Source organism: Serratia sp. Sp408 (assembly GCF_057180665.1).
In genome coordinates, this window is sequence record NZ_JBXUFT010000001.1 from 1,285,082 (window position 1) to 1,306,784 (window position 21,703).

Sequence of the window (21,703 nt, forward strand, 5' to 3'; positions counted from 1 at the left end):
CCATAAACGCTGAAGTGGCGGTAATTTTAAGCAATGGCAGGGTAACTCCCCGCCATTGCACGCTCAGCGTGACGCCAGGCGGTAGGATTGACCGCTGGCAGCGAACGCGGCGCTGCTGCGTGAGTCTGTGCTGGCACTCAGCGTATTTTGCAGCCAGGCGATAATCTGTGGCATATCCAGCGGCTGAGACTGATCGACCCGTAGCACCGGTCCCAGCGCCATCGGCGCAGCCCGTTCGGCCAACTCACGCAATTCCGGCAGATATTCTGCGCCGGGGTGTCCCTTGGCGCGCTGATGCAGCCGTGCGGCGTATCGCGCCACTGCCAGTTCAGGGGAAATCTGGTTCCAGATCTCCACCACCTGCGTGACGCCGGCCTGTTGCAGATAACGGCGAAGGTCATCTTTCGGTTGAAAACCAAACCAGGCGTCAATAACGTACACGCACTGCGCCGACGCCTGGGCGACGATTGCCCAAATCGCCTGATAGGCTGCGCGCCCCAGTTGGCGGTTAAGCTGGCGGTCGACCTGGGGAAAACAGTGCATAAATGGCTCTTTGATACCGTCGACGGTCAGGTAGGGCAAGGCAAAATGGTGCGACAGTCGCACGGCGACGCTGCTTTTGCCTGATGCGGGTACGCCGTTGACCAAAATAACGGTTTTTTCGCCAACCGTGCCGAGTGTCTGTTTCATAATATATCCACCACTTCTTGCCATTGTTTTGCTGCGCGCAGTTGTTGCATGACCCGTGGATTATCCAGTAATTCGACGATGGCGCGAATGCCGTCCTGAATATGTCCCTGACCGTCGGTAGCGCCGAAGAGAATAACGATATCGGCCTTTTCACCATCGCCAAAGGCAATCGGCTGTTCGAGCAATACCAGACTGAAGCAGTTTTTAATTACGCCGCATTCCGGCCGCGCGTGGGGAATGGCGATCCCTTCGTCAAAAACGTAATACGCGCCGTGAGTCAGCGTGTTGTCAATCACTGCTTTATAATAGGACTCGTGAATATATCCCTGATTGACCAGCGGCTGTGCCGCCAGGGCAATTACCCGTTGCCAGTCATCTTCCTGCACCCCGACCTGAATGGCATTTGCTTCGATCAGCAATTGTTTTATCGACATAAATTCCCCTCAGATGGTCTTCCTTGTGATATTGCGCAGTTCGTCGATTTTGACAAACAGTAAATCAAGCTGGTCGCGATGTCGTTTGCTTTTGGCATATATTTTCAGCGCCCGGTTATATTCCAGCATTAATTGCTTTTGTATTTCGCCGTCCTGCGGATTATTTGCCAACCGCTGTTCCCATTGGGCAATAGTTTCCGCGGCTCGCGCGGCCTCGGCGTGGTTATCTGCCGCATCGACAGGATTTTCCTGCCGACGGCGTTTGATAAATTCAAACATCATCGTCTCCAGCCCCGACTCGCGCCGGGGCGCCAGGGTTGATATTGATAGGTGAGAATAAAACGGCGTTTATTTAAATAAACCGATCTTTTCGGCTAATACCTGGGTGACCGCGTCGTTGGCCGGGATCAGGAATTTGCGCACGCTGTCGCTGACTTTGCCTTTTTCAAACATCTCCTTGCAGCGACCGACCCACTGCACGTTCATTTCGGTGCCAACGTTGACCTTTTCGATGCCGCCAGCCACTGCCAGTCGCATATCTTCATCGCTGACGCCGGTGCCACCATGCAATACCAGCGGGGTGCCGGTGGCCGCGGTGATTTCCGCCAAACGCCGATGCTGGAGCTGCGCCTTGCCGGTATACAGGCCATGCACCGTGCCGACCGACACGGCCAGCATGTCGACGCCGGTTTCGTCAACAAACCGTTTGGCATCTTCGACGGTGGTAAAGCTGATGTCTTCTGCTGCCACCATCTTGCCGTCTTCGGCACCGCCAATGGCCCCCAGTTCCGCCTCCACCGACACACCGCGCGGATGGGCGATAGCGATCACCAGCCGGGTATTGGCAATATTTTCTTCAATATTGAGGTGCGAGCCGTCGTACATCACCGAACTGAAACCGGCGTCGATTGCCGTACGAATGGCCAACGGATCCGAACAGTGGTCGAGGTGCAGACAGGTCGGTACCTGTTCGCTGGCCGCCAGCGAGCTGACGGCGTCAACCAGCAATTTGTGGCCGAGATAGTCGGCGGTACCGGTGGAAATCTGGATCATCAACGGACTGTTGGTCTGTTTGGCCGCGCGGAAAAAGGCCGGCAGCATCTCCAGACAGTGCAGGTTAAACGAGCCGAGTGCCTTGAAGCCACGCGCTTTGGCTACCTGCGACAGCTCGGGGAAGTTATAGAGTTTCATGGATTTTTTCCTCATGATGCTTGGTTGATTTACCGTTGACGAACCACGCCAGAAGCGTGACAAAAGCAATGAACAGCGCGACAAACAGCCAGTTGTTCTGCAAGGCATGGCCCAGTACCAAACCACTGCTGATGACATCGGAATCGCTGAAGGTCACGCCGACGAAGCCGTAGCTTTCCAGCATCGGCACCAGAATCGCCGGCAGGAAGGTGATGAACAGGCCATGCACCACGCCGCCGATCATCGCTCCGCGCCGACCGCCCAGCGCGTTGCCAAAGATCCCGGCGGTGCCGCCGGCAAAGAAGTTGGTCAGCAGTCCCGGCAGGATCATCGCCAGACCAAACATCGGGAAGACGATCATGCCGATCACCGAGCCAAGGGTGGTCGCCAGGAAGCCGACGATCACCGCGTTGGGGGCGTAGGGGAACAGCACCGGGCAGTCGAGCGCCGGTTTGGCATCCGGTACGATGCGCATGGCGATGCCGCGAAACGCCGGTACCAGTTCGTTGAGCAGTAACCGCACGCCGCTGTACAGAATGAACACCCCAGCGACAAACTGAATCGCCTGCATGAAGGAATACATCAGGTAATTCATGCCGTTGGCAAACTGCGCGATATACTGTGGGCCGGCCGCCAGCGCCGGGATCAGGTACATCGGGATCATCACGACCGCCATCGATAGGTAGGTGTCTTGCAGGAATTTGAAGTTGTCCGGCAATTGCAGATCTTCGGTGGAACGCGAGCCCTTGCCGACCACCTTGGCCACCGCCGCCTGCACCAGATAGCCGATGGTGCAGAAATGCCCCAGCGCCACCTCGTCGGAGCCAGTGATCCTGCGCACCGCCGGCTGTGCCAGCGCCGGCATCACTACCGCCATGATGCCGCCGAAGATGCCGCCGGTAAGGATCAGCGGCAATCCGCTCAACCCGGCCTTGTAGCCGATTACCGCGCCAATGGTGGCCATCCACAGCATCGCCTGTCCGGTAAGGAAGATGTATTTGAACGGCGTGAGGCGGGCGATCAGAATGTTTACGGCAAAGATCACCATCAGCGTCAGTGCGACCTCCGATCCCAGCTCACGGTTGGCCAGACCGGCGATCGCCGCCACGTCGGTGATATAACCGGTCATGCCGAAACCGTGGGTGAAAATACTGTTCAGGTAGGTGAGGGTGTCGACAATAATATTAATGCCGGCCATCATGATTAAAAAACCCAATAACGTCTTGAAGGTGCCTTCTGCCACTTTGCCGGTGGATTTTTTTTGCAGCAATAATCCCAGCATGGCAATAAAGGCAATTAATATCGACGCCTGCCCGAGCAGGTCTCTGACAATGAAATCTATCACGCTGTTCATGATGGGGTCCCTTGCATATTACGTTCTTTCAGAAAGGCGACGATCTTCTGTTCAATCTCGGTCTTGTCCGTCAGCTTGTTAAGAATAATGACCCGTTTTTTCTCTTCATCACTGGCATCGGCATTCAGGATGTCGGCAAAAGTTTTTTGCGTCAGAATAATATCGGATCTAAAGGCGCTGGCTTCGGAAATTGTGGTGTGATCAATATCCGCATCAATATCCAGTTTTTTAAGCACCGCCCTGGCACTCATTTCAATGGCAAAACTTGAACCCAAACCACAGCCGCATACACAGAGTATTTTTAACATGGATATTCTCCTCAAATGATATTTAACTGTTTGGCCAGTTTGTAATGGTGCCCTTCGAGATCAACCAGCCGTTTCTTCATGCTGATCAAATCAATTGGAATAGCCTGATTACTGGCATTGATAATGACGGCTTTGTTTCTCATCCCGGATTGAATACAGCGCACCACCTCGCTTGCCATCAGGGTGCCCTGATAAATTTCTTCGCAGGTAGGCTCGCCATTGCGCAGCCCGTAACCGACAATGGTTTTACGAATACGAACGCCGATACGTGGTTCCAACTGGGCAATCATGGTATCGATAGCTCCTTGAAAACCTGGTGAATATTCTTTTGTATAGCCCTCCGAACATAAAATGATGACGCTGTTTTGCCGTTCAAGCCGCAGCTTTATTTTTTCCGCCAGGCTGCTTAATGACCGTTGGCACTCGGGGATCAACGCAAAATCGGCGTTGGATTTAATCGCCGATTGCAGAGTTAATTCACCGCAGTAGCCACCCAGCAGTTCGAGCATAAACACCCGACCCGGTAACGCACGGCCGGTATTACGCAATTTGGCGACCTCTTTCAATATTTGCTCACAGGCGGTGGAAAAGCCAATGGTATAATGACTGCCGAAAACGTCATTATCGATCGTCATGCCAACGCCGAAGCAATTAATGCCAAATTCGCTCAGGGTATTTAAGAACTGTAGCGATCCATCACCGCCCGCCATAATAAGCACATCGATATGCAGAGATTTGAGTTGTCTGGCGATTTTTTCGTATTCTACGCTGGACAATTTCCTTGCCGTGCGCCCAGAGGAAATAATCGGTAGCGCGTTAATGGCATAATCAATCAGATCGCGATGGCTAATCGATTGATGGCGATGTTCAAGCAAGCCGGGAATACCTCCGTTAAACAACACGATTTCCGCCTGCGTCAGATTGGCAATCTGGAAAATAAAGTTATTGATGCCTGTAACATCACCGCCACTTATCACCACACCGATTTTCATCTCAATGACTCCCGTTGGTTTCCGTGAGCTCATTGTTCAATTTTGGTGTGGGTAAAATTTGCAATAGACATCACAAAATAATCACAAAAATAGTTGCCAATAACCTTGACTGCCGTGGTCAGTGGTTATTTTTTGCGAAGTAACTCACAAAGTCGCCATTAGCGATAAACGACCGACTCAGCGGTTTATTTTTGAAATTCAAATGGTTGTGTCAATATGATGACCAAGGGCAGGGAAAGGCCGCAAATGCCGATCGGCAGGCGGTAAAAACTTGGCGTAAATGTGATTTTCATCGCATTTTCTTGGGGCGTTATCAGGTCGCGACGCCACTGGGGGCAGTTTTGCCCCCACGACATGCAGCCAGAGGGGGAGAGGTCAGGCCTTGATTACGCTGACGCCAGCCTGTTGCAAAGGCGCGATCAGCGCGTCGTCGGTGGCATGTTCGACAATGATGGTTTGCGCCAGGGTAACGTCGCCGATGGCATACTGCGATGCGGCATTCAGCTTGGCGGCGGACGCAAGGACCACGGTCTCCGCGGCGCGTGCCGCCAGGGCACGTTTGATGTAGGCCTCTTCCAGATCGCCGGTGCTAAGGCCGGCAGTCGGGTGCACGCCGGTGACGCCCATAAAGTAGATATCGGCCCGAATGTGCGACATTGCCTCAACGGCGGCGGCGCCAACGCTGACAATCGAATGTTTGAACAGCCTGCCACCGATCAGGATCACCTCGATATGGGGATGTTCCACCAGATCGACCGCCACGCTGGGGCTGTGGGTTACAATAGTGGCATGTAACGAGGCTGGCAGTTGCTTTACCAGCGCCGCCGACGTGGTGCCGCCATCGACGATAGCCACCTGGCCTGGCAGGATCATGGCGGCAGCGGCGCCGGCAATGGCGCGCTTTGCCGTCGATTCCAGCGTATTACGTTCGGCAAATGGCGCAATGGCCGACGATACCGGTAGCGCGCCGCCGTGGACCCGTTGCAGCAAACCTTCGCTGTCCAGCTCGCGTAAATCCCGCCGGATAGTGTCTTCTGACAACCCAAACATCTCGCTTAGCTGTTTGGCCAGCACCTGGCCCTCTTGCGCGAGCTTTTCGAGGATCAATTTTTTGCGTTGGCTGGTGAGCATAAAACCCCGTTGACTTAATCTGCACGAATTATCTTGATAATACACGAAACTGCACGTTAGTATCAATGCTTATCCACTGACTTTAGGAGCCGATCAATGATCGCCACCCAGGATCGCGTCCGCATCATCAGCACACAGGTGCTGTCGGACGATTGGTATCTACTGAAAAAAACCACCTTTGATTTTCTGCGCCGTGATGGCAGTTGGCAACGGCAAAGCCGTGAAACCTATGACCGCGGCGATGGCGCGGTGATCCTGCTGCTTAATCGCCAGGCCAAAACGGTGATTCTGACGCGGCAATTTCGCTATCCGGCGTTCGTCAACGGTCATGATGGCATGTTGATCGAAGCGGCGGCAGGCCTGTTGGACAATGCGTCGCCGGAACAGCGCATTCGTGCAGAAGCCGAAGAAGAAACCGGCTATATCGTGCAAAAGGTGCAGAAAGTGTTCGAAGCTTACATGAGCCCCGGTTCGGTGACCGAAAAACTGCATTTCTTTATTGGCGAATATCAGGCATCCGACCGCGTCCATGCCGGCGGTGGAGTTGTCGCCGAGGGTGAAGACCTGGATGTACTGGAAATGACGCTGGATGACGCGTTGCTGGCCATCCGTCAGGGGGTCATCGTCGACGCCAAAACCATCATGTTACTGCAATACATTGCGCTTAACCCGATTCAGGAGAACGAAGAATGACGGTACAACAGATTTTGATCGCTGGCCCTTACCGTAGCGGCACTGACGGTGATGCAGAAAAAATTGCTGCCAATCTGCACCGCCTGGAACAGGCGGCGCTGGCGGTATATCAGCGTGGGCATCTGCCGGTGATTGGCGAATGGCTGGCGTTGCCACTGGCGGCAGCGGCAGGGTCGCAGCAGTTGGGGGATGAGATCGGCGAAGCTTATCTGTATCCGGTTGCCCATCGGCTGATTGGGCGCTGTCAGGGCATTTACCGCATTGAAGGAGCGTCGCGCGGGGCCGATAAGGATATCGAAGTGGCGAATGCGCTGGGATTGCAGGTCTATTACCGGCTGGAAGACCTTCCCGACGCCGAGTGAAACGAACGGCAGGCGCAGCCCTGCCGTGGTGCATTAGCGGTCGCCCAGGGTGAATTTCAGGCCGGCAATCAGTCGGTCAAGGCCGGCATCCAGCTTGCTGCGTGGACAGCCAACGTTCAAGCGCACAAAACCGCGCCCCTCTTCGCCGTAGGTAAAGCCCGGCATGATCGCCACCTTTTGGCGTTCGATCAGCACCTGCTGCAATTCACGATCGTCAATATTCAGCGGCCGCAGATCGATCCAGGCCAGATAGGTAGCCTGCGGTGGCTGCCAGTCGAGCTGGGGAAAGGCCTGATTCAACCGCTGCGCGACATAATGCAGGTTGGCGTGCAGATAGTCGCGCAGTTGATCCAGCCACGGCGCGCCGTGACGATAGGCGGCAATATGCGCCACCACCGCCAACACCGCCGGGGACGAGAGTCCGTCGCGGCCCTTCAGCGTCTGCAGATAGCTTTCACGCGACGCGTCGTCGCTGATAAAACCGAATGCCCCGGTCAAGGCCGGAATATTGAAGCTTTTCGACGCGGATGTCAGCAGCGCCCATGGCGTAGTGGCCACCTGGCTCCATGGCACATGCGGCTGCGAGTCCCAGGTCATGTCCATATGGATTTCGTCGCTGATCACCCGCACCTGATGACGTTCGCACAATTCTGCCATCTGCTGCAGTTCGTCGACGCTCCACACTTTGCCGGTAGGGTTATGCGGGCTGCACAGCAACAGGATGCGGGTTTGCGGTCGTGCCAGTAGCGCTTCCAGATGTGCCATATCGCAGCGCCACTGGTTACCCACCTTTTGCAGCGGGCAGGGTAACAGTTGGCGCTGATTGCCCAGCACCACTTTGTAAAAGGCATCATAGGCCGGCGTATGGGTGACCACGCACTCGCCTGGGGCCGACCATTGGCGGATCAGCTGCGCCGCCATGTAAATCACCGACGGGCCGTATACCGCCATTGCCGTGTCGATCGGTGTCTGGAAACGCTGCTGATACCAATGGCGCACCGCGCCAAGAAAATCTTCATGTTGCCAACGGCTGTAGCCCAGTACGCCGTGCTGTAAACGCTGCTGCAAGGCATCCAGAATGCAGGGAGCGGTAGCAAAGTCCATATCCGAAATAGTGAACGGCAGTAAATCGGCGGCACCAAAGCGGTCGGCAATGTAATCCCATTGGGTGCACCAGGTGCCGTGGCGATCGATAGGGGTAGAAAAATCAAACATGAGACGCTCCCTGCAATGGCGTAACGGGGGGGTTACGACTTATCAGTGAGTCTAATTCATCCTTCACCGATTGCACCTGCGGCCCGATAACCACTTGCAGATTATGTTCGTTCAGATGTACCACGCCAATGGCGCGGTTGGCCTTCAGCGCGGCGTCGTCCACCTTGCTCATGTCGTTGACCGACAGGCGCAGACGGGTGATGCAGTTATCCAGCGAGACGATATTCTCGCCGCCGCCCAGCGCCGCCAGAATGGCCGGTACGTTATAGCCGGATTTGCCGACCACCATGCCAGGCGTGCCAGAGGCCAGCGGACTGTCATTCTCGCGACCCGGTGTTTTGATATTAAAGCGCAGAATGGAAAAGCGGAAAATGGCGTAGTAGGCGGCAAACCAGACGGCGGCGACCAGCGGTACCAGATACCATTTGGTGGCGGTGCCGTGCAATATGCCAAATACCACGAAATCAATGACATTACCGTCGGTATTACCGATGGTGACCCCCAGCAGCGCCATCACGGTGAAGCCCAGCCCGGTGAGAATGGCGTGGATCAGATACAGGAATGGCGCGACAAACAGGAACAGGAATTCGAGCGGTTCGGTGGTGCCGCCTACCACGCAGGCTACCACGCCAGAAATCAGCAGTCCTTTGATCTTATGCCGATTTTCTGGCTTGGCGCAGTGATACATCGCCAGTGCCGCCCCCGGCAGACCGCCGAGAAACGCCGGCATTTTACCTTGTGACAGGAAGCGCGTGGCGCTTTCCGCAAAGCCGTGGGTGGTCGGGCAGGAGAGTTGCGCCTGGAAAATGGTCAACGCGCCGCTGACGCTGTGGCCACAGACATCCAGGGTACCGCCCGCTTCGCTAAAGCGGATCAGCGCCACCAGAATATGGTGTAAGCCAAACGGCAACAGCAGGCGTTCGCCAGTGCCGAAAATCATCGGGCCAAAGGCGCCGGCGCCGTTGATCACCCAGCCGAGGCCATTGATGCCGGCGGCAAACCACGGCCAAATCAGCGGGATCACCAATCCACACAGTCCGAGCACCACGGTGGTGACGATCGGCACAAAACGCGTACCGCCGAAGAATGCCAGCGCGTCCGGCAAACGGATGGTGTTAAAACGCTCGTGCAGCAAATAGACGATAATACCGACGATCACCGCGCCGAGAATACCGGTATCGATCGACTGAATACCGAGAATGTTCTGGATATTATTGGCCTTCAGCACCGCCGGATCGACGGTGGGCAAGATACCGGCGCTGGTGAGATAGAAATTGGTCGCCAGATTCAGTACCGCAAAGCCGACGAAGCCGGAGAAGGCCGCGACGCCTTTATTTTCGCGCGCCATGCCGAGCGGGATGGCAATGGCGAACATCACCGGCAGAAAGCTAAAGGCAAACGAGCCGACCTTGCTCATCCAGGTGAACAGTAACTGGAAAATCGGCTGGCCGAGGAACGGCAGCAGGGTAATGACATCGCGACTGCTCAGTGAGCTGCCGATCCCCAGCATGATGCCGCAGAAAGAGAGGAGCGCGACGGGCAACATAAAGGTTTTGCCCAGACTTTGGAAAAACTCCCAAAGCGTGATTTTTGGTTTTTTAGCCGCTGGCATAAACGGGAACTCCTGGCGAAAAGGCGAACAAAAAAGGAATGTACCGATGTAAGGTAAAAATAAGATAAAACGTTTTACCTATGAAAAATGCGCCGTTTATCACAATTTGCATGCAGGTTTTACCGCAACAATAGGTTAGAAAGTAAAACGTTTTACTGAATAACGACATTCGGTATAACATTTGCCGTGCCGCTACCGCGGCGCTTTCATTGCACCGAGGTTAAAACAATTAAAAAGATCACCATCACCGATGTCGCGCTACAGGCGGGCGTTTCTGTCACTACGGTGTCGCTGGTTCTCAGCGGCAAAGGGCGCATTTCGGCCACTACCGTGGAGCGGGTCAATCGGGCGATCGAACAGCTTGGCTACGTACGCAATCGCCAGGCGGCAACGCTGCGCGGCGGCGATTCTGGGGTGATTGGCCTGATCTTGCGTGACATTTGCGAGCCGTTTTATGCGGAAATGACCGCCGGGCTGAGCGAAGTGCTGGAGGCCAACGGCAAAGTGCTGTTTCTGACCCAAAGCGGCCGCGAGGGGCAGGGGCTGATGCGCTGTTTTGACACCTTGTTGCAACACGGCGTTGACGGCATGGTATTGGCCGGCGGCCTGCGTTCGGTCAGCGGTTTGCGCGAGAAGGCCGAAGAACAGGGGGTGCCGCTGGTGTGTGCCGCGCGCTCCAACGGTCTGGAAGGCGTGGACGTGGTACGGCCGGATAACATGCAGGCGGCAAAAATGGCCACCGAACTGCTGATTAAGCGCGGCCATAGTCAGATTGCCTATCTCGGCGGCCAAAGTGACTCGCTGACCCGCGCAGAACGGCTTGGCGGCTTTTGCGCCACCCTGGTGCAGTACGGTTTACCGTTTCGTTCCGAATGGATAGTCGAATGCGATTGCCAACAGCAGGCGGCGGCGCAGGCGGCGGAGCAGCTATTGCGACAATATCCGAACATCAGCGCATTGGTCTGTCATAAAGCCTCGGTGGCACTCGGTGCCTACTTCGGCATCGTGCGCAGCGGGCGTGGCATCGGCTCTGAGGGGATGGACAGCTTTTATGGCCAGCAGGTGGCGTTGATTGGTTTCGGCGATGTGCCCGAAGCGGCGTTAACGCAGCCGCCGCTGACCCTGGTTTCCAGTTCCGCACGTGAAGTGGGGCGCAGCGCGGCGTCGCGACTGCTGCAACGCATCCAGCAGCGGGATCTGCCGCCGCAGGACGTCATTCTGCCGCCGAGCCTGATCCCGCGCGGTTCGGTTTAAGCGTCTTGGCGCGCTGGGCGTTCTGGCGTTGTTGTTGCATGAAATCGATAAAGACCCGCAACTTTAGCGGCATGTGCCGACGGGCAGGGAAATAGATAAAGAAGCCGGCGGCGTCGCTGGCGTGATCTGCCATCACTTCAACCAGTCGTCCACTGGCCAGCTCTGGTTCTACCGTACCGCGAAAACGCTGCGTCAGCCCCAGCCCGGCCAGCGCGGCCGCCTTCAGCAGCAGATCCTCATTAAAAATCATCGAGCCGCTCACCTCCAGTGCCAAATGCTGGCCACCGTGGGTCAAAAACCACGGTTCGAGCTTGCCGCTGCCGGGGAAGCGATAGCGCAGGCAGTTATGCTGGCGCAACGCCTCCGGCGTGGTCGGCATGCCATGCTGCGCCAGATAGTGTGGTGCGGCGACGATCACCCGTTGCTGGCCATTGTCGATCGGCACGGCGATCATGTCCTTTTGCAGTACCGCATGCATGCGGATGCCCGCGTCAAAATGGTCCAGGACCAGATCGGCGAAGCGATCGTCGGTAAACAGCTCCAGCTGGATTTCCGGATAGCGTGCGTGGAATTCGGTCAAAAACGGCATCACCAGCAGCGAAGCGGCCAACTGCGGTAGGGTGATGCGCAAATGCCCCGACGGGCGACTGCGCAGCGCACGGATATTTTCGGCCGCGACATCGATCTGGCTCATCGCCGGTGCCACGCTCTGATAGAACAGCTTGCCCTCGTCACTCAGCCGCACCGAACGACTGGTGCGGTTGAACAGGCGAATGCCCAACCGGGTTTCCAGGGTCTGGATATTCTGTGATACCGCCGGCGGCGTGACGCCCAGTTGCCGGGCTGCATGGGTAAAACTGCCAAGCCGGGCGACCGCTTCGAAAAAGGGCAAAAGCTGCAACAGTGAACTCATTATCGTTAACCCTGCCTTAATGGTGCATTAAATTTTAGCCTATTTTATTTCACAATGAACGCTTTAGACTGATTTTACTCACAAATATTGGAGTAGCAGAACATGTCAGCAGTGAATCAGTCAGTAGCAAAGCGTGTGCAGGCAGTGATACAGCGGGCAATAGAGCAGGAAAGGATCGTCGGTAGCGTGGTGTTGGTGGCGCACGATGGCGAGCTGATCTGCGCCGAAACGGGCGGGGATGCCGACCGCGAGTGGCGCAAACCGATGCGCCGCGCTACGCAATTCAGACTGGCTTCGGTATCCAAACCCTTTATTACGCTGGCGGCAATGCGCCTGCTGGAGCAAGGCAAGCTGCAATTGGATGATGCGGTCAGCCGCTGGTTGCCATGGTTTACGCCGGCGCTGGCCGACGGACGGATACCGCCGATAACCCTGCGGCAATTACTGACGCATAGCGCCGGCCTGGATTACCGTTTCAAGCAGCTGCCGTCGCAACCGTATCATCGCCTGGGGATCCAGGACGGACTGGAATGCGCCAGCGGCACGCTGCAGCAGAATCTGCGTCGGCTGGCGGACGCGCCGTTGATCGCCGAACCGGGCAGCACATTCAATTACTCGCTGTCGATTGACGTACTGGGGGCGGTGCTGGAACAGCTCGCCGACCAGCCGTTGCCGCAGCTGTTTGAGCAGTTGGTGGCGCAGCCGCTCGGTCTGCGTGCTACCGGGTTCAGCAGCGCCAACGCCGACAATTTGGCGACGGCCTATTATAACGGCGCCACGCGACCGGAACCGATGTACGACGGTTTGCAGTTAACGCTGCCGCCGGAGTTCGGCTACCAGATCGATTTCGCGCCATCGCGCGCGCTGGACGCCGACGCTTATCCTTCCGGCGGCGCCGGCATGGTCGGCAGCGCCGATGATGTGCTGAAAATGGTGGAGGCGATGCGCCACGGCGCAGGTGGTTTCCTGCATGCGGAAACGGTAGCGCTGATGCATCAGCCGCACGTCAGCGCGGCGGCGGAAACGCAAGGGCCGGGTTGGGGGTTTGGCTTTGGCGGGGCATTATTGCTGGATGCGGCCTTGGCGGCGACGCCGCAGCGCAACGGCACGCTGCAATGGGGCGGAGCCTACGGCCACAGCTGGTTCTGCGATCAACAAGCGGCGCTGAGCGTGGTGGCGTTGACCAATACGGCGTATGAGGGCATGAGTGGAATATATCCGGGCGAGATCCGCGATGCGGTGTACCGGGTCTGAGCTGCCTGCCCGCGCAGCAAAAGGGGCGCTAGATGCGCCCCTGATAACAGCGTTATTGCGCCGGTGCAGGCACCGGAGCCGGCATGGGTGCCGGGGCAGGCGGAACGCCTTGCTCTGCCGGACCGGCCAGCATGCCGAACAGGCCAAGGAACTCCTGCAGGCTCATTTTGTTACCGTTCAGATCAACCTGATTGTCGGCGTAGTGGAAGCGGGTGCCGATCACGTTGTCCTTCATGGTGGTCAGCTTGAACATCTGGCCCATCGCCGCCAGGCCTTGCACTTGCTGCTGCGCCAGTTTTTGCGCCTCTTCGGCGTTGTAGCCTTGCAGCATGGCGGTTTGCGCGGTGGTTTCCATCGCCATTGATACTGGAATACTCAGATTGGCATCCAGTTTCTTCACCGAACGGGACAGCAGCTGATCGACAGATTCAGCCGGTGTGCCGGCCTTGGCCGGATCAAGCAGATCCAGATTCAGCGTAAAGGTACTTTCGCCTTTGGCGTTTTTCCAGCTCAGCGGCGCGATGCTGATGGTCGGATTGCCTTTAAGCAGCAATGGCAGGTTTTGCATCAGGATTTCCGTGGTCTGCTGCTGATAGGCCTCGGCGTCCATTGTTTCTCCCTGCTGCATCATGGCCATGACCTGCTGGTTGTAGCGGTCGGCGAATTCCTTCAGCGACTGCGCGTCCAGCTTGTCGATCTTCAGCGACAATTTGCCGGCACCAAAATCGCGATCCTGAATTTTCAGTGCGTCCATGGTGTAGTCAATCTGGCCGTTCAGGTTGCTGTCGGTTTCGCCAAACTGGCTCGCCAGGTTGAAACCGTCCAGCGTCAGGGTGTCTTTCTGGTCTACCGTCACTTTCAACTGCTTCACCGCCAGCGTCTGGTTGCCCAGGCTAAGATCGAACTTGCCGGCGTGGGTATCGGTTTTCAGACTCAGACCCTGTAGGGAAACCTGCTCGTTCTGGCCAAACTGGTTCGGGCCGGTAATCACCGCGCTGTCGCTGCTGCCGTCGAGCTGTATTGCTTTCAGATCGCGGGCAATGTCGGCATTGATGGTTGCGCCGGAGAACTTCAGTGAGGAACCGTTTTTCTGGTAGTCGACCGGGATCACCTCGATGGCGCTGGAGGTATCGCCGTTATAAGCAATGCGCGAATCGGCGCTGAACAGCGATTTGCCTTTGGTGATGTCAAACAGGGTTTTGGCCGCCGGGGTGTTTTCCAGTTCGGTATGCACCGACGCCATGCTTGGTATCAGATTGAACTTCTTCAATTGGGCGAACGGGAAGGGACCGTGATCGATGGTTTCCAGGAATGCCAGTTCGTCGCCCGGCTGTAGCGCGGCATCGTCGCCGCTGATGGTGCCGTCAGCACGCAATACGTAACGTACCTGGCTGCTGAACAGCCCGCGCTGGTAGTTTTCGTAACCCAGCTTGACGCCGGCTTTTGGCAGATAGGCTTTCAATTGGGTGTTGGCGTTGGCCACCACTTCGCCCATCCGCTGTTCGATAAGTTTGCCGGTATACCATGAAGCCCCAGTCCATGCTGCGCCTAGAACCACAATGACGCCAACGGCGACTAATGATTTTTTCATCGTTCTATCATCCTTTCATAAACCATCCGACGCTGGCAGATGGGGAGGCAAATTGGGCCAACAAAAAACGCCCGCAGGCGTTTAATTGTGACGGTAACCCCGGCACTATAGCAACTAATTTACTGAACTTTATACTCATATCGCGCAAGCTGCGGCACGGTGCCACGGCTTGCGCGGTTCAGTAGTGCGCGGCGTTATGACAGTTGATTGTAGACCCGAGCGATACGGCCGCTGCCGCTGACGCTGACCGGCGATTCAAACGCGCCGATAAAGCAGGACTCGCCCGGATGTAGCGTAATCTGCTGGCCCTGTTTCTCCAGACGGGCTTCACCCTCAACGCAGAACACGATGGCCGCGCTCCGTTGTGCCAGGCTTTGCGCGCTGCTGGAAAGGTCATGCAGCGAGAAGGCGAAATCTTCTACCGGGATGGGGAAGAACAGCTCATCGCCACGCTTTTCCGGCTGTGTCAGCAAACCGGACGCCGGCTGTGGGCGGAATTGCAGGTTGGCCAGCAGTTCGGGGATATCAATAAACTTCGGCGTCAGACCGGCACGCAGTACGTTGTCCGAGTTGGCCATTACCTCCAGCGCAACGCCTTGCAGATAGGCGTGTGGGGTTTCTGCGTACAGGAACATCGCTTCGCCCGGAGCCAGTTTTACCACGTTGAGCAGCAGTGGGGAGAACAGGCCGCTGTCTTCCGGATAGAAACCGGCAATAAAGCGTACCGTGTCCCACGGTTCGCCCTGTTGGTTATTCAACGCCGCCTTCAGCACGCCGAGCGCCAGGGATTTCTGTTCGCCGCTCATGCCGAGCAGGCTGGCAAACAGTTTAGCCAGGCGTTCGGTATCCGGCTGTTGCAAGAACGCGGCGATGTCGTGATGCGCGCCGGCGATCGGTTGCAGTAACGCAACGATGTCGGCCAGTTCACGGAAGCCGTTCATCGCCAGGAACGGCGTGAGGGCGAACACCAATTCCGGCTTGTGGTTGGGATCCTTGTAATTGCGCTCGGCGGCGTCAAGTGGGATACCGGCGGCGTTTTCGCGGGCATAACCCACTTCTGCCGCGGATTTGCTTGGGTGGACCTGAATCGACAGTGGCTGATCGGCGCACAGCACTTTGAACAGAAACGGCAGTTCACCAAAGCGAGTGGCGACGTCCTGTCCGAGCTGCTTTGGCTGAGCCTGATTAATCACGTCGCGCAATGAACGCAGATCGCCATTGGCGTCAGGCACTTGAGAACTGCTTTTGGGATGAGCGCCCATCCACAGTTCTGCCATCGGTTTTCCTTGCGGATTGGCGATGCCGTACAGTTTGGTTAGTGCCTCGTGGCTACCCCATGCGTAATTTTGCACCGCATTGGTCATTTTTTGCATGATTACTACCTGCTTTATAAAGGAATTACCGCCAAGTAAACAATGCACCGAGGGTGCTTGCAAGCGGAGAAATCTAAAAATGTCATTATCCTTGACAGTGGGCGTATCGCCACCTCGCTACCCAGCGCGCGGCGGGCGGTTTGGCGCTATCCTCTGTTTGCCGTCAGGCGAAACCGGGGCTGGCAGGGATAAACGCAGACTCTTAATGCGAATAGTTATTATGTCACTATACTGGATGTGCCTGTAAACAGGTTCGCGCCGTAGCGGCGTGGACATCTTACTTTTAGGAATTGTGCTAAGGAGACAGTGATGGCAGCCATTCGTATTGAAAAAGACTCTATGGGCCCCATCGAAGTACCGGCCGATCGGTTGTGGGGGGCACAAACGCAGCGCTCCCTCGAACACTTCCGTATTTCCAGCGAAAAAATGCCGACCGCGCTGATCCACGCGCTGGCGCTGACCAAGCGCGCGGCCGCCAGCGTCAATGTCGATCTTGGCCTGCTGCCGGCGGAGCGGGGCAAGGCGATTATTCAGGCGGCAGATGAAGTGCTGGCGGATAAGCACGCCAACGAATTCCCGTTGTCGGTCTGGCAAACCGGTTCCGGCACCCAGACCAACATGAACATCAACGAAGTGTTAGCCAACCGCGCCAGTGAGTTGCTGGGCGGCGAGCGTGGCGAAGGGCGTCTGGTGCATCCGAACGACGACGTCAATAAAAGCCAGAGTTCTAATGACGTTTTCCCGACCGCCATGCACGTGGCGGCGGTGATCGCGCTGCGCCAGCACCTGATCCCCGAACTGCAGCGGCTGCACCAGACGCTGAACGAAAAAGCCGACGCCTTTAGTGACATCGTGAAAATCGGCCGTACTCATTTGCAGGATGCTACGCCGCTGACGTTGGGACAGGAAATTTCCGGTTGGGTGGCAATGTTGCAACACAGTCTGCGCCATATCGAGGCCAGCGTACCGCACCTGTGTGAACTGGCGCTGGGCGGCACCGCGGTCGGCACCGGTCTGAATACCCACCCGGAATACGCGGTGCGGGTAGCAAAAGCGTTGGCGGACTCAACCGGCCAGCCGTTCGTGACGGCACCGAACAAGTTCGAAGCGCTGGCCACCTGCGACGCGCTGGTGCATGGCCACGGCGCGCTGAAGGGGCTGGCGGCGTCGATGATGAAGATCGCCAACGATGTGCGCTGGCTGGCGTCCGGTCCGCGCTGTGGTATCGGTGAAATCGCCATTCCGGAAAACGAGCCGGGCAGTTCGATCATGCCGGGCAAGGTCAACCCGACGCAGTGTGAGGCGATGACCATGCTCTGCGCGCAGGTGCTGGGCAACGATGTGGCGCTGAATATTGGCGGCGCCTCCGGCAACTTTGAGCTGAACGTATTCCGCCCGATGGTGATCCATAACTATCTGCAATCGATTCGCCTGCTGGCGGACGGTATCAACGGCTTCAATGCGCATTGTGCGGTGGGCATCGAACCGAATCGCGATCGTATCTCGCAGTTGCTGAATGAATCGCTGATGTTGGTTACCGCGCTGAATACCCATATCGGCTACGATAAGGCGGCGGAAATCGCCAAGCAGGCGCACAAGCAGGGGTTGACGCTGAAGGCGTCGGCGCTGAAGCTGGGCTATCTGACGGAACAGCAGTTTGACGAATGGGTTCGGCCGGAAGATATGGTTGGCAGCATGAAGAAATAAGCGCTACCCGTTGGTCAGCGCTGGGGCTTACGCAGGTAGGCCCTTTTTTATGAGGAAAATCGCGTTATGTCACGCACTCAACGGCTGTTGGAACTGATGCAGATCCTGCGTCAGCATCGTTATCCGCTTGCCGGACACGCGCTGGCGCAACGGCTGGGTATCAGTATGCGTACGCTGTATCGCGATATCGCCACCTTACAGCAGCAGGGTGCCGAGATCGTCGGCGAAGTGGGCATCGGCTATGTGTTGCGGCCGGGATTCATGTTGCCACCGCTGATGTTTTCAACCCAGGAAATTGAAGCGCTGGTATTGGGGATGCGCTGGGTGACGCGTCGTGGCGACAGCCAACTGGCCACTGCGGCAGATCGGGCGTTGGCCAAAATTGCCGCAGTGCTGCCCGCCGCGCTGCGCGAAGAACTGGAAGCCAACACGCTACTGATTGGCCCGGTGGAGAGCGTGCCGGTGTCCGACGCGTTGCGCTCGACGATACGCGACACCATCCGTAGCGAATGCAAGATCGACATTACCTACCAGGATGCCGCCGGTGCGGTTACGCAGCGACGTCTGTGGCCGTTTGCTCTCGGCTATTTTGAACAGGTGCAGGTGTTGCTGGCCTGGTGCGAGCTGCGTCAGGCGCTGCGCCATTTTCGTCTCGATCGTATCGGCGCCATTTCTCCCCTGGCGCAACGCTACCCGCGCGGTCGCCGGGCGTTGATTAAACTGTGGCGGGAAAGTACCGGCATTGGCGAGGCTACTGCCAAAAACTGACAGTACGGGCGACTAGGCTGTGGTCATCGGAACCTGTCGAGGTTCTTCATTACCAGGAGCTAATCATGATCGCACCAGGCATCACCATTCTTTATGTCGACCAACCAGAATCGAGCGCGCAGTTTTACAGCCGGTTGCTCGGAGCGGCGCCGGTAGAACTCTCAGCTACCTTTGCCCTCTGGGTGACCGACAACGGCTTCAAGCTGGCCTTGTGGTCGAAACACGACGTGCAGCCGGAGCCCACCGCCAACGCCGGGGGCGGCGAACTGGGATTTTTGTGCGAGCAGTCAGAGCAGGTTGATGCTTTATACCGTCAGTGGCGTGACTGGCAATTCGAGATTTGCCAGACGCCGCGGCAAATGGCGTTCGGCTACTGCTTTATGGCATGCGATCCTGACGGGCATCGTCTGCGGGTATATACCCTTAATCGCTAGGCGCGTCGGTATACAGATGCAGCCGTTTCACCAGTAGGCGCAGCGGTTTGGCCTGCGGCTTGTATTTATGCTTCACCGCGCTGGCATCATAGTCAAGCAGCTCGCCAATCTTTGGCACCTGCGCGCCGCTGTCAACCTGACACAGCGCCATCAGCGGCAGCGGGCAGGGGTGTTGCACCTGCTTTTGCTGTTGCTGATACCATACGCGAGCGATGGGCTGCACCTTGACCGGTCGCTTGATTTTCAAGGTGGCCGCCTGCGGCAGGCGGCTAACGTCATCAATTTCCCGGCTCACCAGTTCGGCCCACTGCTGGCGGTTATACGGCGGCACCGCGCGGCCGGCCTTCAGGCTTTTTTCCAGCGTCTGCAGGATATCGTCACGTTTGACGTGCTTGATGATGTGCTTGTTGGCCCAGCCAAAGCGTACCGAATCAGGGTTGGTCAGCAGGGTGATGGCACGGTAGGCGCTCAGGGTAATCAGGCCATGCAGGTGGGTGTGCACGAAGTCAAAGCGCTGTTCCGGCGCCAGGCCGGATTCCACGGTAATAATGTGCTCCAGTTGTGCTTTCAACTGATTGATTTGCTGCACCTGCTGTTGCAACGCCAGAGACTGTGGCCGCTCAACCGCCAGGCAAATCACGCCGGGCAGACGTACTGCCGCCTTGCTGCTGACGTGCTGCTTGTTATGGTGAATAAACAGGCGTTGATAATGTTCCAGCGCCAGATCGCGCGCCGCCTGGCCGAGGTGCTGCTGCACGGCGATCTGTTCAATCGGCTGATGCTCGTTGCCTTTGGCGATCTCCGGCAGGCTGAATACCCGTGCCGCTAGTAGCCGCAACGGCAGAATTTGCTGCTGGAGTTGCCCCAGTTCGGCTTCGAGCTGGTTAAAGCATTGGTTCATCCGGGCAATCAGATCGTATTTGCTCATCGCAACCTCGCATTTTAGTTACAACATACATTGTAGGGCAGGGTAACCGAGGAGGCAACATCAGCAACGGTGGGGCATGATAGCTAACAGCAGTCCGGGTCAGGCAGGGGATACAGGCGCGACAGCTCGCCGCGCCTGAGTTGAGGATTACAGGCGTGCCGCTTCTGGCAACTGTTTCAGCGCTCGTACCACCCACAGCGCCAGCAACAGCATGACGCTGATAAAGACGACGACGCCAGTCCAGCCGAAGCTGTGCCAAAATACGCCGCCGAGCGTGCCGGCAACGCTGGAACCGGCATAATAGCAGAACAGATAGAGTGAGGAGGCTTGTCCTTTGGCACGCCGCGCGCGGCGGCCGATCCAGCTGCTGGCGACCGAATGCGCGGCAAAGAACCCGCCGGTGAACAGCATCATGCCGATGAAAATCAGTGTGACCGGCGCCAGGAGAGTAATAAGAATCCCGGTCAGCATAATCAAAATGGCAAACAGCAGCACCGGCCCGCGACCGAAACGAGACGTCATGGCGCCGGCCTTCGGCGAGCTGTAAGAACCGGTGAGGTAAACCACCGACAATAAACCGACAATCGCCTGGCTAAGATGATAGGGATCGGCCAGCAAGCGGTAACCAATGTAGTTGAACATGGTGACAAAGCTGCCCATCAGCAGAAAACCTTCGGCAAACAGTAATGGCAGGCCGCGGTCATGCCAATGCAGTTTGAAATTGATCAGCAGAGTTCGCGGCCGCAGCGAACTGGCGCGAAAGTGCCTTGATGCCGGCAGGATACGCCAAAATACAAACGCCGCAATCAGCGCGAACAAACCGATCACCGCCAGTGAAATGCGCCAGGAAAAGAAGTCGGTTAATACGCCGGTGACCAGGCGGCCGCTCATGCCGCCGATCGAATTGCCACTGATATACAGTCCCATCGAGAACGCCACGAAGCTGGGGTGGATCTCTTCACTCAGGTAAGTCATGCCAACGGCGGCAAGGCCGCTCAGGGAAAGGCCGATCAGCGCGCGCATCAGCAGAATGCCGTGCCAACTGGTCATAAATGCGCAGATCAGCGTGCAAACCGCCGCCAGCAGCAGCGAGGTTACCATCACCGATTTACGGCCGATGGCGTCGGACAGCGGGCCGGTAAATAACAGGCCAATCGCCAACAAACCGGTAGAAAAGGACAATGACAGGCTGCTTTGTGCCGGCGACACGCCAAAATCCTGTGACAGCACCGGCAGGATTGGCTGCACGCAATACAGCAGGGCAAAGGTGGCCAGCCCGGCAGAAAACAGCGCCAGCGTGACGCGCATGAATTGCGGCGTACCGCGTTCGATATAAGGGCGTTTATTCAATGAAGAGGATTGTTTTTTAGGCGCAGTGGCCGCCAGCGGATCGTTGGCGGCCCGCGTCGACGGCGTATCGGCCGCTGAACGCATTGGGGTGTTCACAGATATTCCTTACCGGGGATCGGGTGATTAAACAAGCATATCGTTGCTTTATA

Annotated in this window: 22 protein-coding genes; 7 read left to right on the forward strand and 15 right to left on the reverse strand. The window is 57.0% G+C overall.

Translation table 11 applies throughout. From position 1 onward, the window contains the following. Positions 1-63: 63 nt before the first annotated feature. From AC2AXP_RS06080 to AC2AXP_RS06115, 8 genes are all read right to left on the reverse strand, one after another. Positions 64-690 (reverse strand): P-loop nucleotide/nucleoside kinase family protein, encoded by a 627-nt coding sequence (locus AC2AXP_RS06080; RefSeq protein WP_273868080.1) that lies wholly within the window; start codon positions 688-690, stop codon positions 64-66. Then, a complete protein-coding gene (locus AC2AXP_RS06085; RefSeq protein WP_004963303.1) occupies positions 687-1,124 on the reverse strand; it encodes a PTS sugar transporter subunit IIA in 438 nt (145 codons plus the stop codon). The genes AC2AXP_RS06080 and AC2AXP_RS06085 overlap by 4 nt, the downstream gene beginning before the upstream one ends. Before the next feature lie 9 nt (positions 1,125-1,133). Further along, complete coding sequence (locus tag AC2AXP_RS06090; protein WP_039992129.1) at positions 1,134-1,403, reverse strand: hypothetical protein; 270 nt, start codon at positions 1,401-1,403, stop codon at positions 1,134-1,136. Between the two features lie 69 nt (positions 1,404-1,472). After that, positions 1,473-2,315, reverse strand: coding sequence for a class II fructose-bisphosphate aldolase (locus tag AC2AXP_RS06095; protein WP_198773135.1), 843 nt, complete (start codon positions 2,313-2,315; stop codon positions 1,473-1,475). Further along, complete coding sequence (locus AC2AXP_RS06100; protein ID WP_004963297.1) at positions 2,302-3,669, reverse strand: PTS sugar transporter subunit IIC; 1,368 nt, start codon at positions 3,667-3,669, stop codon at positions 2,302-2,304. Before AC2AXP_RS06100 ends, AC2AXP_RS06095 begins: the two co-directional genes overlap by 14 nt. Continuing rightward, on the reverse strand, positions 3,666-3,977 hold the full coding sequence (locus tag AC2AXP_RS06105; protein WP_039992127.1) for a PTS sugar transporter subunit IIB: 312 nt from the start codon (positions 3,975-3,977) through the stop codon (positions 3,666-3,668). Before AC2AXP_RS06105 ends, AC2AXP_RS06100 begins: the two co-directional genes overlap by 4 nt. An 11-nt stretch (positions 3,978-3,988) precedes the next feature. Then, positions 3,989-4,969 (reverse strand): 6-phosphofructokinase, encoded by a 981-nt coding sequence (locus tag AC2AXP_RS06110; RefSeq protein ID WP_004963290.1) that lies wholly within the window; start codon positions 4,967-4,969, stop codon positions 3,989-3,991. A gap of 375 nt (positions 4,970-5,344) precedes the next feature. Further along, positions 5,345-6,100, reverse strand: a complete 756-nt coding sequence (locus tag AC2AXP_RS06115; protein ID WP_004963286.1) for a DeoR/GlpR family DNA-binding transcription regulator — start codon at positions 6,098-6,100, stop codon at positions 5,345-5,347. Between the two features lie 96 nt (positions 6,101-6,196). Here AC2AXP_RS06115 and AC2AXP_RS06120 point away from each other — a divergent pair, with 96 nt between their 5' ends. Further along, positions 6,197-6,793, forward strand: coding sequence for an NUDIX hydrolase (locus AC2AXP_RS06120; RefSeq protein ID WP_198773132.1), 597 nt, complete (start codon positions 6,197-6,199; stop codon positions 6,791-6,793). Then, positions 6,790-7,155: a TIR domain-containing protein gene (locus tag AC2AXP_RS06125; RefSeq protein WP_004963281.1), complete on the forward strand. Its 366-nt coding sequence runs from the start codon at positions 6,790-6,792 to the stop codon at positions 7,153-7,155. The genes AC2AXP_RS06120 and AC2AXP_RS06125 overlap by 4 nt, the downstream gene beginning before the upstream one ends. A gap of 33 nt (positions 7,156-7,188) precedes the next feature. Here AC2AXP_RS06125 and AC2AXP_RS06130 read toward each other — a convergent pair whose 3' ends face one another. Both AC2AXP_RS06130 and malX read right to left on the reverse strand, forming a co-directional pair. Further along, positions 7,189-8,370 carry a MalY/PatB family protein gene (locus tag AC2AXP_RS06130; protein WP_004963276.1) on the reverse strand — a complete coding sequence of 394 codons (1,182 nt, stop codon included), beginning with the start codon at positions 8,368-8,370 and terminating at the stop codon, positions 7,189-7,191. After that, positions 8,363-9,982 (reverse strand): maltose/glucose-specific PTS transporter subunit IIBC, encoded by a 1,620-nt coding sequence (gene malX / locus AC2AXP_RS06135; RefSeq protein ID WP_484381489.1) that lies wholly within the window; start codon positions 9,980-9,982, stop codon positions 8,363-8,365. Before malX ends, AC2AXP_RS06130 begins: the two co-directional genes overlap by 8 nt. Before the next feature lie 186 nt (positions 9,983-10,168). On the opposite strand from malX, the gene AC2AXP_RS06140 reads away from it, so the two are divergent. Beyond that, positions 10,169-11,236 carry a Mal regulon transcriptional regulator MalI gene (locus AC2AXP_RS06140; protein ID WP_004963271.1) on the forward strand — a complete coding sequence of 356 codons (1,068 nt, stop codon included), beginning with the start codon at positions 10,169-10,171 and terminating at the stop codon, positions 11,234-11,236. Here the strand turns inward: AC2AXP_RS06140 and AC2AXP_RS06145 are convergent. Further along, positions 11,196-12,149, reverse strand: coding sequence for a LysR family transcriptional regulator (locus AC2AXP_RS06145; RefSeq protein WP_004963269.1), 954 nt, complete (start codon positions 12,147-12,149; stop codon positions 11,196-11,198). The two genes, AC2AXP_RS06140 and AC2AXP_RS06145, sit on opposite strands and share 41 nt — an antisense overlap. Positions 12,150-12,251: 102 nt before the next feature. Here AC2AXP_RS06145 and AC2AXP_RS06150 point away from each other — a divergent pair, with 102 nt between their 5' ends. Further along, positions 12,252-13,403, forward strand: a complete 1,152-nt coding sequence (locus AC2AXP_RS06150; RefSeq protein WP_484381490.1) for a serine hydrolase domain-containing protein — start codon at positions 12,252-12,254, stop codon at positions 13,401-13,403. A gap of 52 nt (positions 13,404-13,455) precedes the next feature. Here the strand turns inward: AC2AXP_RS06150 and AC2AXP_RS06155 are convergent, their stop codons facing one another. Continuing rightward, the gene (locus AC2AXP_RS06155) at positions 13,456-14,994 is read right to left on the reverse strand and encodes a YdgA family protein (RefSeq protein ID WP_198773127.1); all 1,539 of its coding nucleotides are present in this window, start codon (positions 14,992-14,994) and stop codon (positions 13,456-13,458) included. Between the two features lie 194 nt (positions 14,995-15,188). Beyond that, complete coding sequence (gene manA / locus AC2AXP_RS06160; protein WP_484381491.1) at positions 15,189-16,367, reverse strand: mannose-6-phosphate isomerase; 1,179 nt, start codon at positions 16,365-16,367, stop codon at positions 15,189-15,191. A 309-nt stretch (positions 16,368-16,676) separates the two neighbouring features. On the opposite strand from manA, the gene fumC reads away from it, so the two are divergent. The 3 genes from fumC (at position 16,677) to AC2AXP_RS06175 (ending at position 19,276) form a co-directional block, all read left to right on the forward strand. Further along, complete coding sequence (fumC, locus tag AC2AXP_RS06165; RefSeq protein WP_004963256.1) at positions 16,677-18,074, forward strand: class II fumarate hydratase; 1,398 nt, start codon at positions 16,677-16,679, stop codon at positions 18,072-18,074. Between the two features lie 66 nt (positions 18,075-18,140). Next, complete coding sequence (locus AC2AXP_RS06170) at positions 18,141-18,842, forward strand: helix-turn-helix transcriptional regulator (RefSeq protein WP_004963252.1); 702 nt, start codon at positions 18,141-18,143, stop codon at positions 18,840-18,842. A 65-nt stretch (positions 18,843-18,907) separates the two neighbouring features. Next, a complete protein-coding gene (locus tag AC2AXP_RS06175; protein ID WP_004963250.1) occupies positions 18,908-19,276 on the forward strand; it encodes a VOC family protein in 369 nt (122 codons plus the stop codon). Here AC2AXP_RS06175 and tus read toward each other — a convergent pair. Both tus and AC2AXP_RS06185 read right to left on the reverse strand, forming a co-directional pair. Then, positions 19,266-20,204, reverse strand: coding sequence for a DNA replication terminus site-binding protein (tus, locus tag AC2AXP_RS06180; RefSeq protein WP_273868105.1), 939 nt, complete (start codon positions 20,202-20,204; stop codon positions 19,266-19,268). The two genes, AC2AXP_RS06175 and tus, sit on opposite strands and share 11 nt — an antisense overlap. A 147-nt stretch (positions 20,205-20,351) precedes the next feature. Then, complete coding sequence (locus tag AC2AXP_RS06185; protein ID WP_088499687.1) at positions 20,352-21,638, reverse strand: MFS transporter; 1,287 nt, start codon at positions 21,636-21,638, stop codon at positions 20,352-20,354. Positions 21,639-21,703 lie beyond the last annotated feature (65 nt).

Bases quoted from the DNA above. Each gene is read 5' to 3' on its own strand.
- fumC (WP_004963256.1), top strand. From the start codon at position 16,677: ATGGCAGCCATTCGTATTGAAAAAGACTCTATGGGCCCCATCGAAGTA.
- malX (WP_484381489.1), bottom strand. From the start codon at position 9,982: ATGCCAGCGGCTAAAAAACCAAAAATCACGCTTTGGGAGTTTTTCCAA.
- AC2AXP_RS06095 (WP_198773135.1), bottom strand. From the start codon at position 2,315: ATGAAACTCTATAACTTCCCCGAGCTGTCGCAGGTAGCCAAAGCGCGT.
- AC2AXP_RS06115 (WP_004963286.1), bottom strand. From the start codon at position 6,100: ATGCTCACCAGCCAACGCAAAAAATTGATCCTCGAAAAGCTCGCGCAA.
- AC2AXP_RS06100 (WP_004963297.1), bottom strand. From the start codon at position 3,669: ATGAACAGCGTGATAGATTTCATTGTCAGAGACCTGCTCGGGCAGGCG.
- AC2AXP_RS06105 (WP_039992127.1), bottom strand. From the start codon at position 3,977: ATGTTAAAAATACTCTGTGTATGCGGCTGTGGTTTGGGTTCAAGTTTT.
- AC2AXP_RS06090 (WP_039992129.1), bottom strand. From the start codon at position 1,403: ATGTTTGAATTTATCAAACGCCGTCGGCAGGAAAATCCTGTCGATGCG.
- AC2AXP_RS06085 (WP_004963303.1), bottom strand. From the start codon at position 1,124: ATGTCGATAAAACAATTGCTGATCGAAGCAAATGCCATTCAGGTCGGG.
- AC2AXP_RS06130 (WP_004963276.1), bottom strand. From the start codon at position 8,370: ATGTTTGATTTTTCTACCCCTATCGATCGCCACGGCACCTGGTGCACC.
- AC2AXP_RS06145 (WP_004963269.1), bottom strand. From the start codon at position 12,149: ATGAGTTCACTGTTGCAGCTTTTGCCCTTTTTCGAAGCGGTCGCCCGG.
- AC2AXP_RS06150 (WP_484381490.1), top strand. From the start codon at position 12,252: ATGTCAGCAGTGAATCAGTCAGTAGCAAAGCGTGTGCAGGCAGTGATA.
- AC2AXP_RS06120 (WP_198773132.1), top strand. From the start codon at position 6,197: ATGATCGCCACCCAGGATCGCGTCCGCATCATCAGCACACAGGTGCTG.
- AC2AXP_RS06125 (WP_004963281.1), top strand. From the start codon at position 6,790: ATGACGGTACAACAGATTTTGATCGCTGGCCCTTACCGTAGCGGCACT.
- AC2AXP_RS06080 (WP_273868080.1), bottom strand. From the start codon at position 690: ATGAAACAGACACTCGGCACGGTTGGCGAAAAAACCGTTATTTTGGTC.
- AC2AXP_RS06175 (WP_004963250.1), top strand. From the start codon at position 18,908: ATGATCGCACCAGGCATCACCATTCTTTATGTCGACCAACCAGAATCG.
- AC2AXP_RS06110 (WP_004963290.1), bottom strand. From the start codon at position 4,969: ATGAAAATCGGTGTGGTGATAAGTGGCGGTGATGTTACAGGCATCAAT.
- AC2AXP_RS06155 (WP_198773127.1), bottom strand. From the start codon at position 14,994: ATGAAAAAATCATTAGTCGCCGTTGGCGTCATTGTGGTTCTAGGCGCA.
- AC2AXP_RS06185 (WP_088499687.1), bottom strand. From the start codon at position 21,638: ATGCGTTCAGCGGCCGATACGCCGTCGACGCGGGCCGCCAACGATCCG.
- AC2AXP_RS06170 (WP_004963252.1), top strand. From the start codon at position 18,141: ATGTCACGCACTCAACGGCTGTTGGAACTGATGCAGATCCTGCGTCAG.
- manA (WP_484381491.1), bottom strand. From the start codon at position 16,367: ATGCAAAAAATGACCAATGCGGTGCAAAATTACGCATGGGGTAGCCAC.
- tus (WP_273868105.1), bottom strand. From the start codon at position 20,204: ATGAGCAAATACGATCTGATTGCCCGGATGAACCAATGCTTTAACCAG.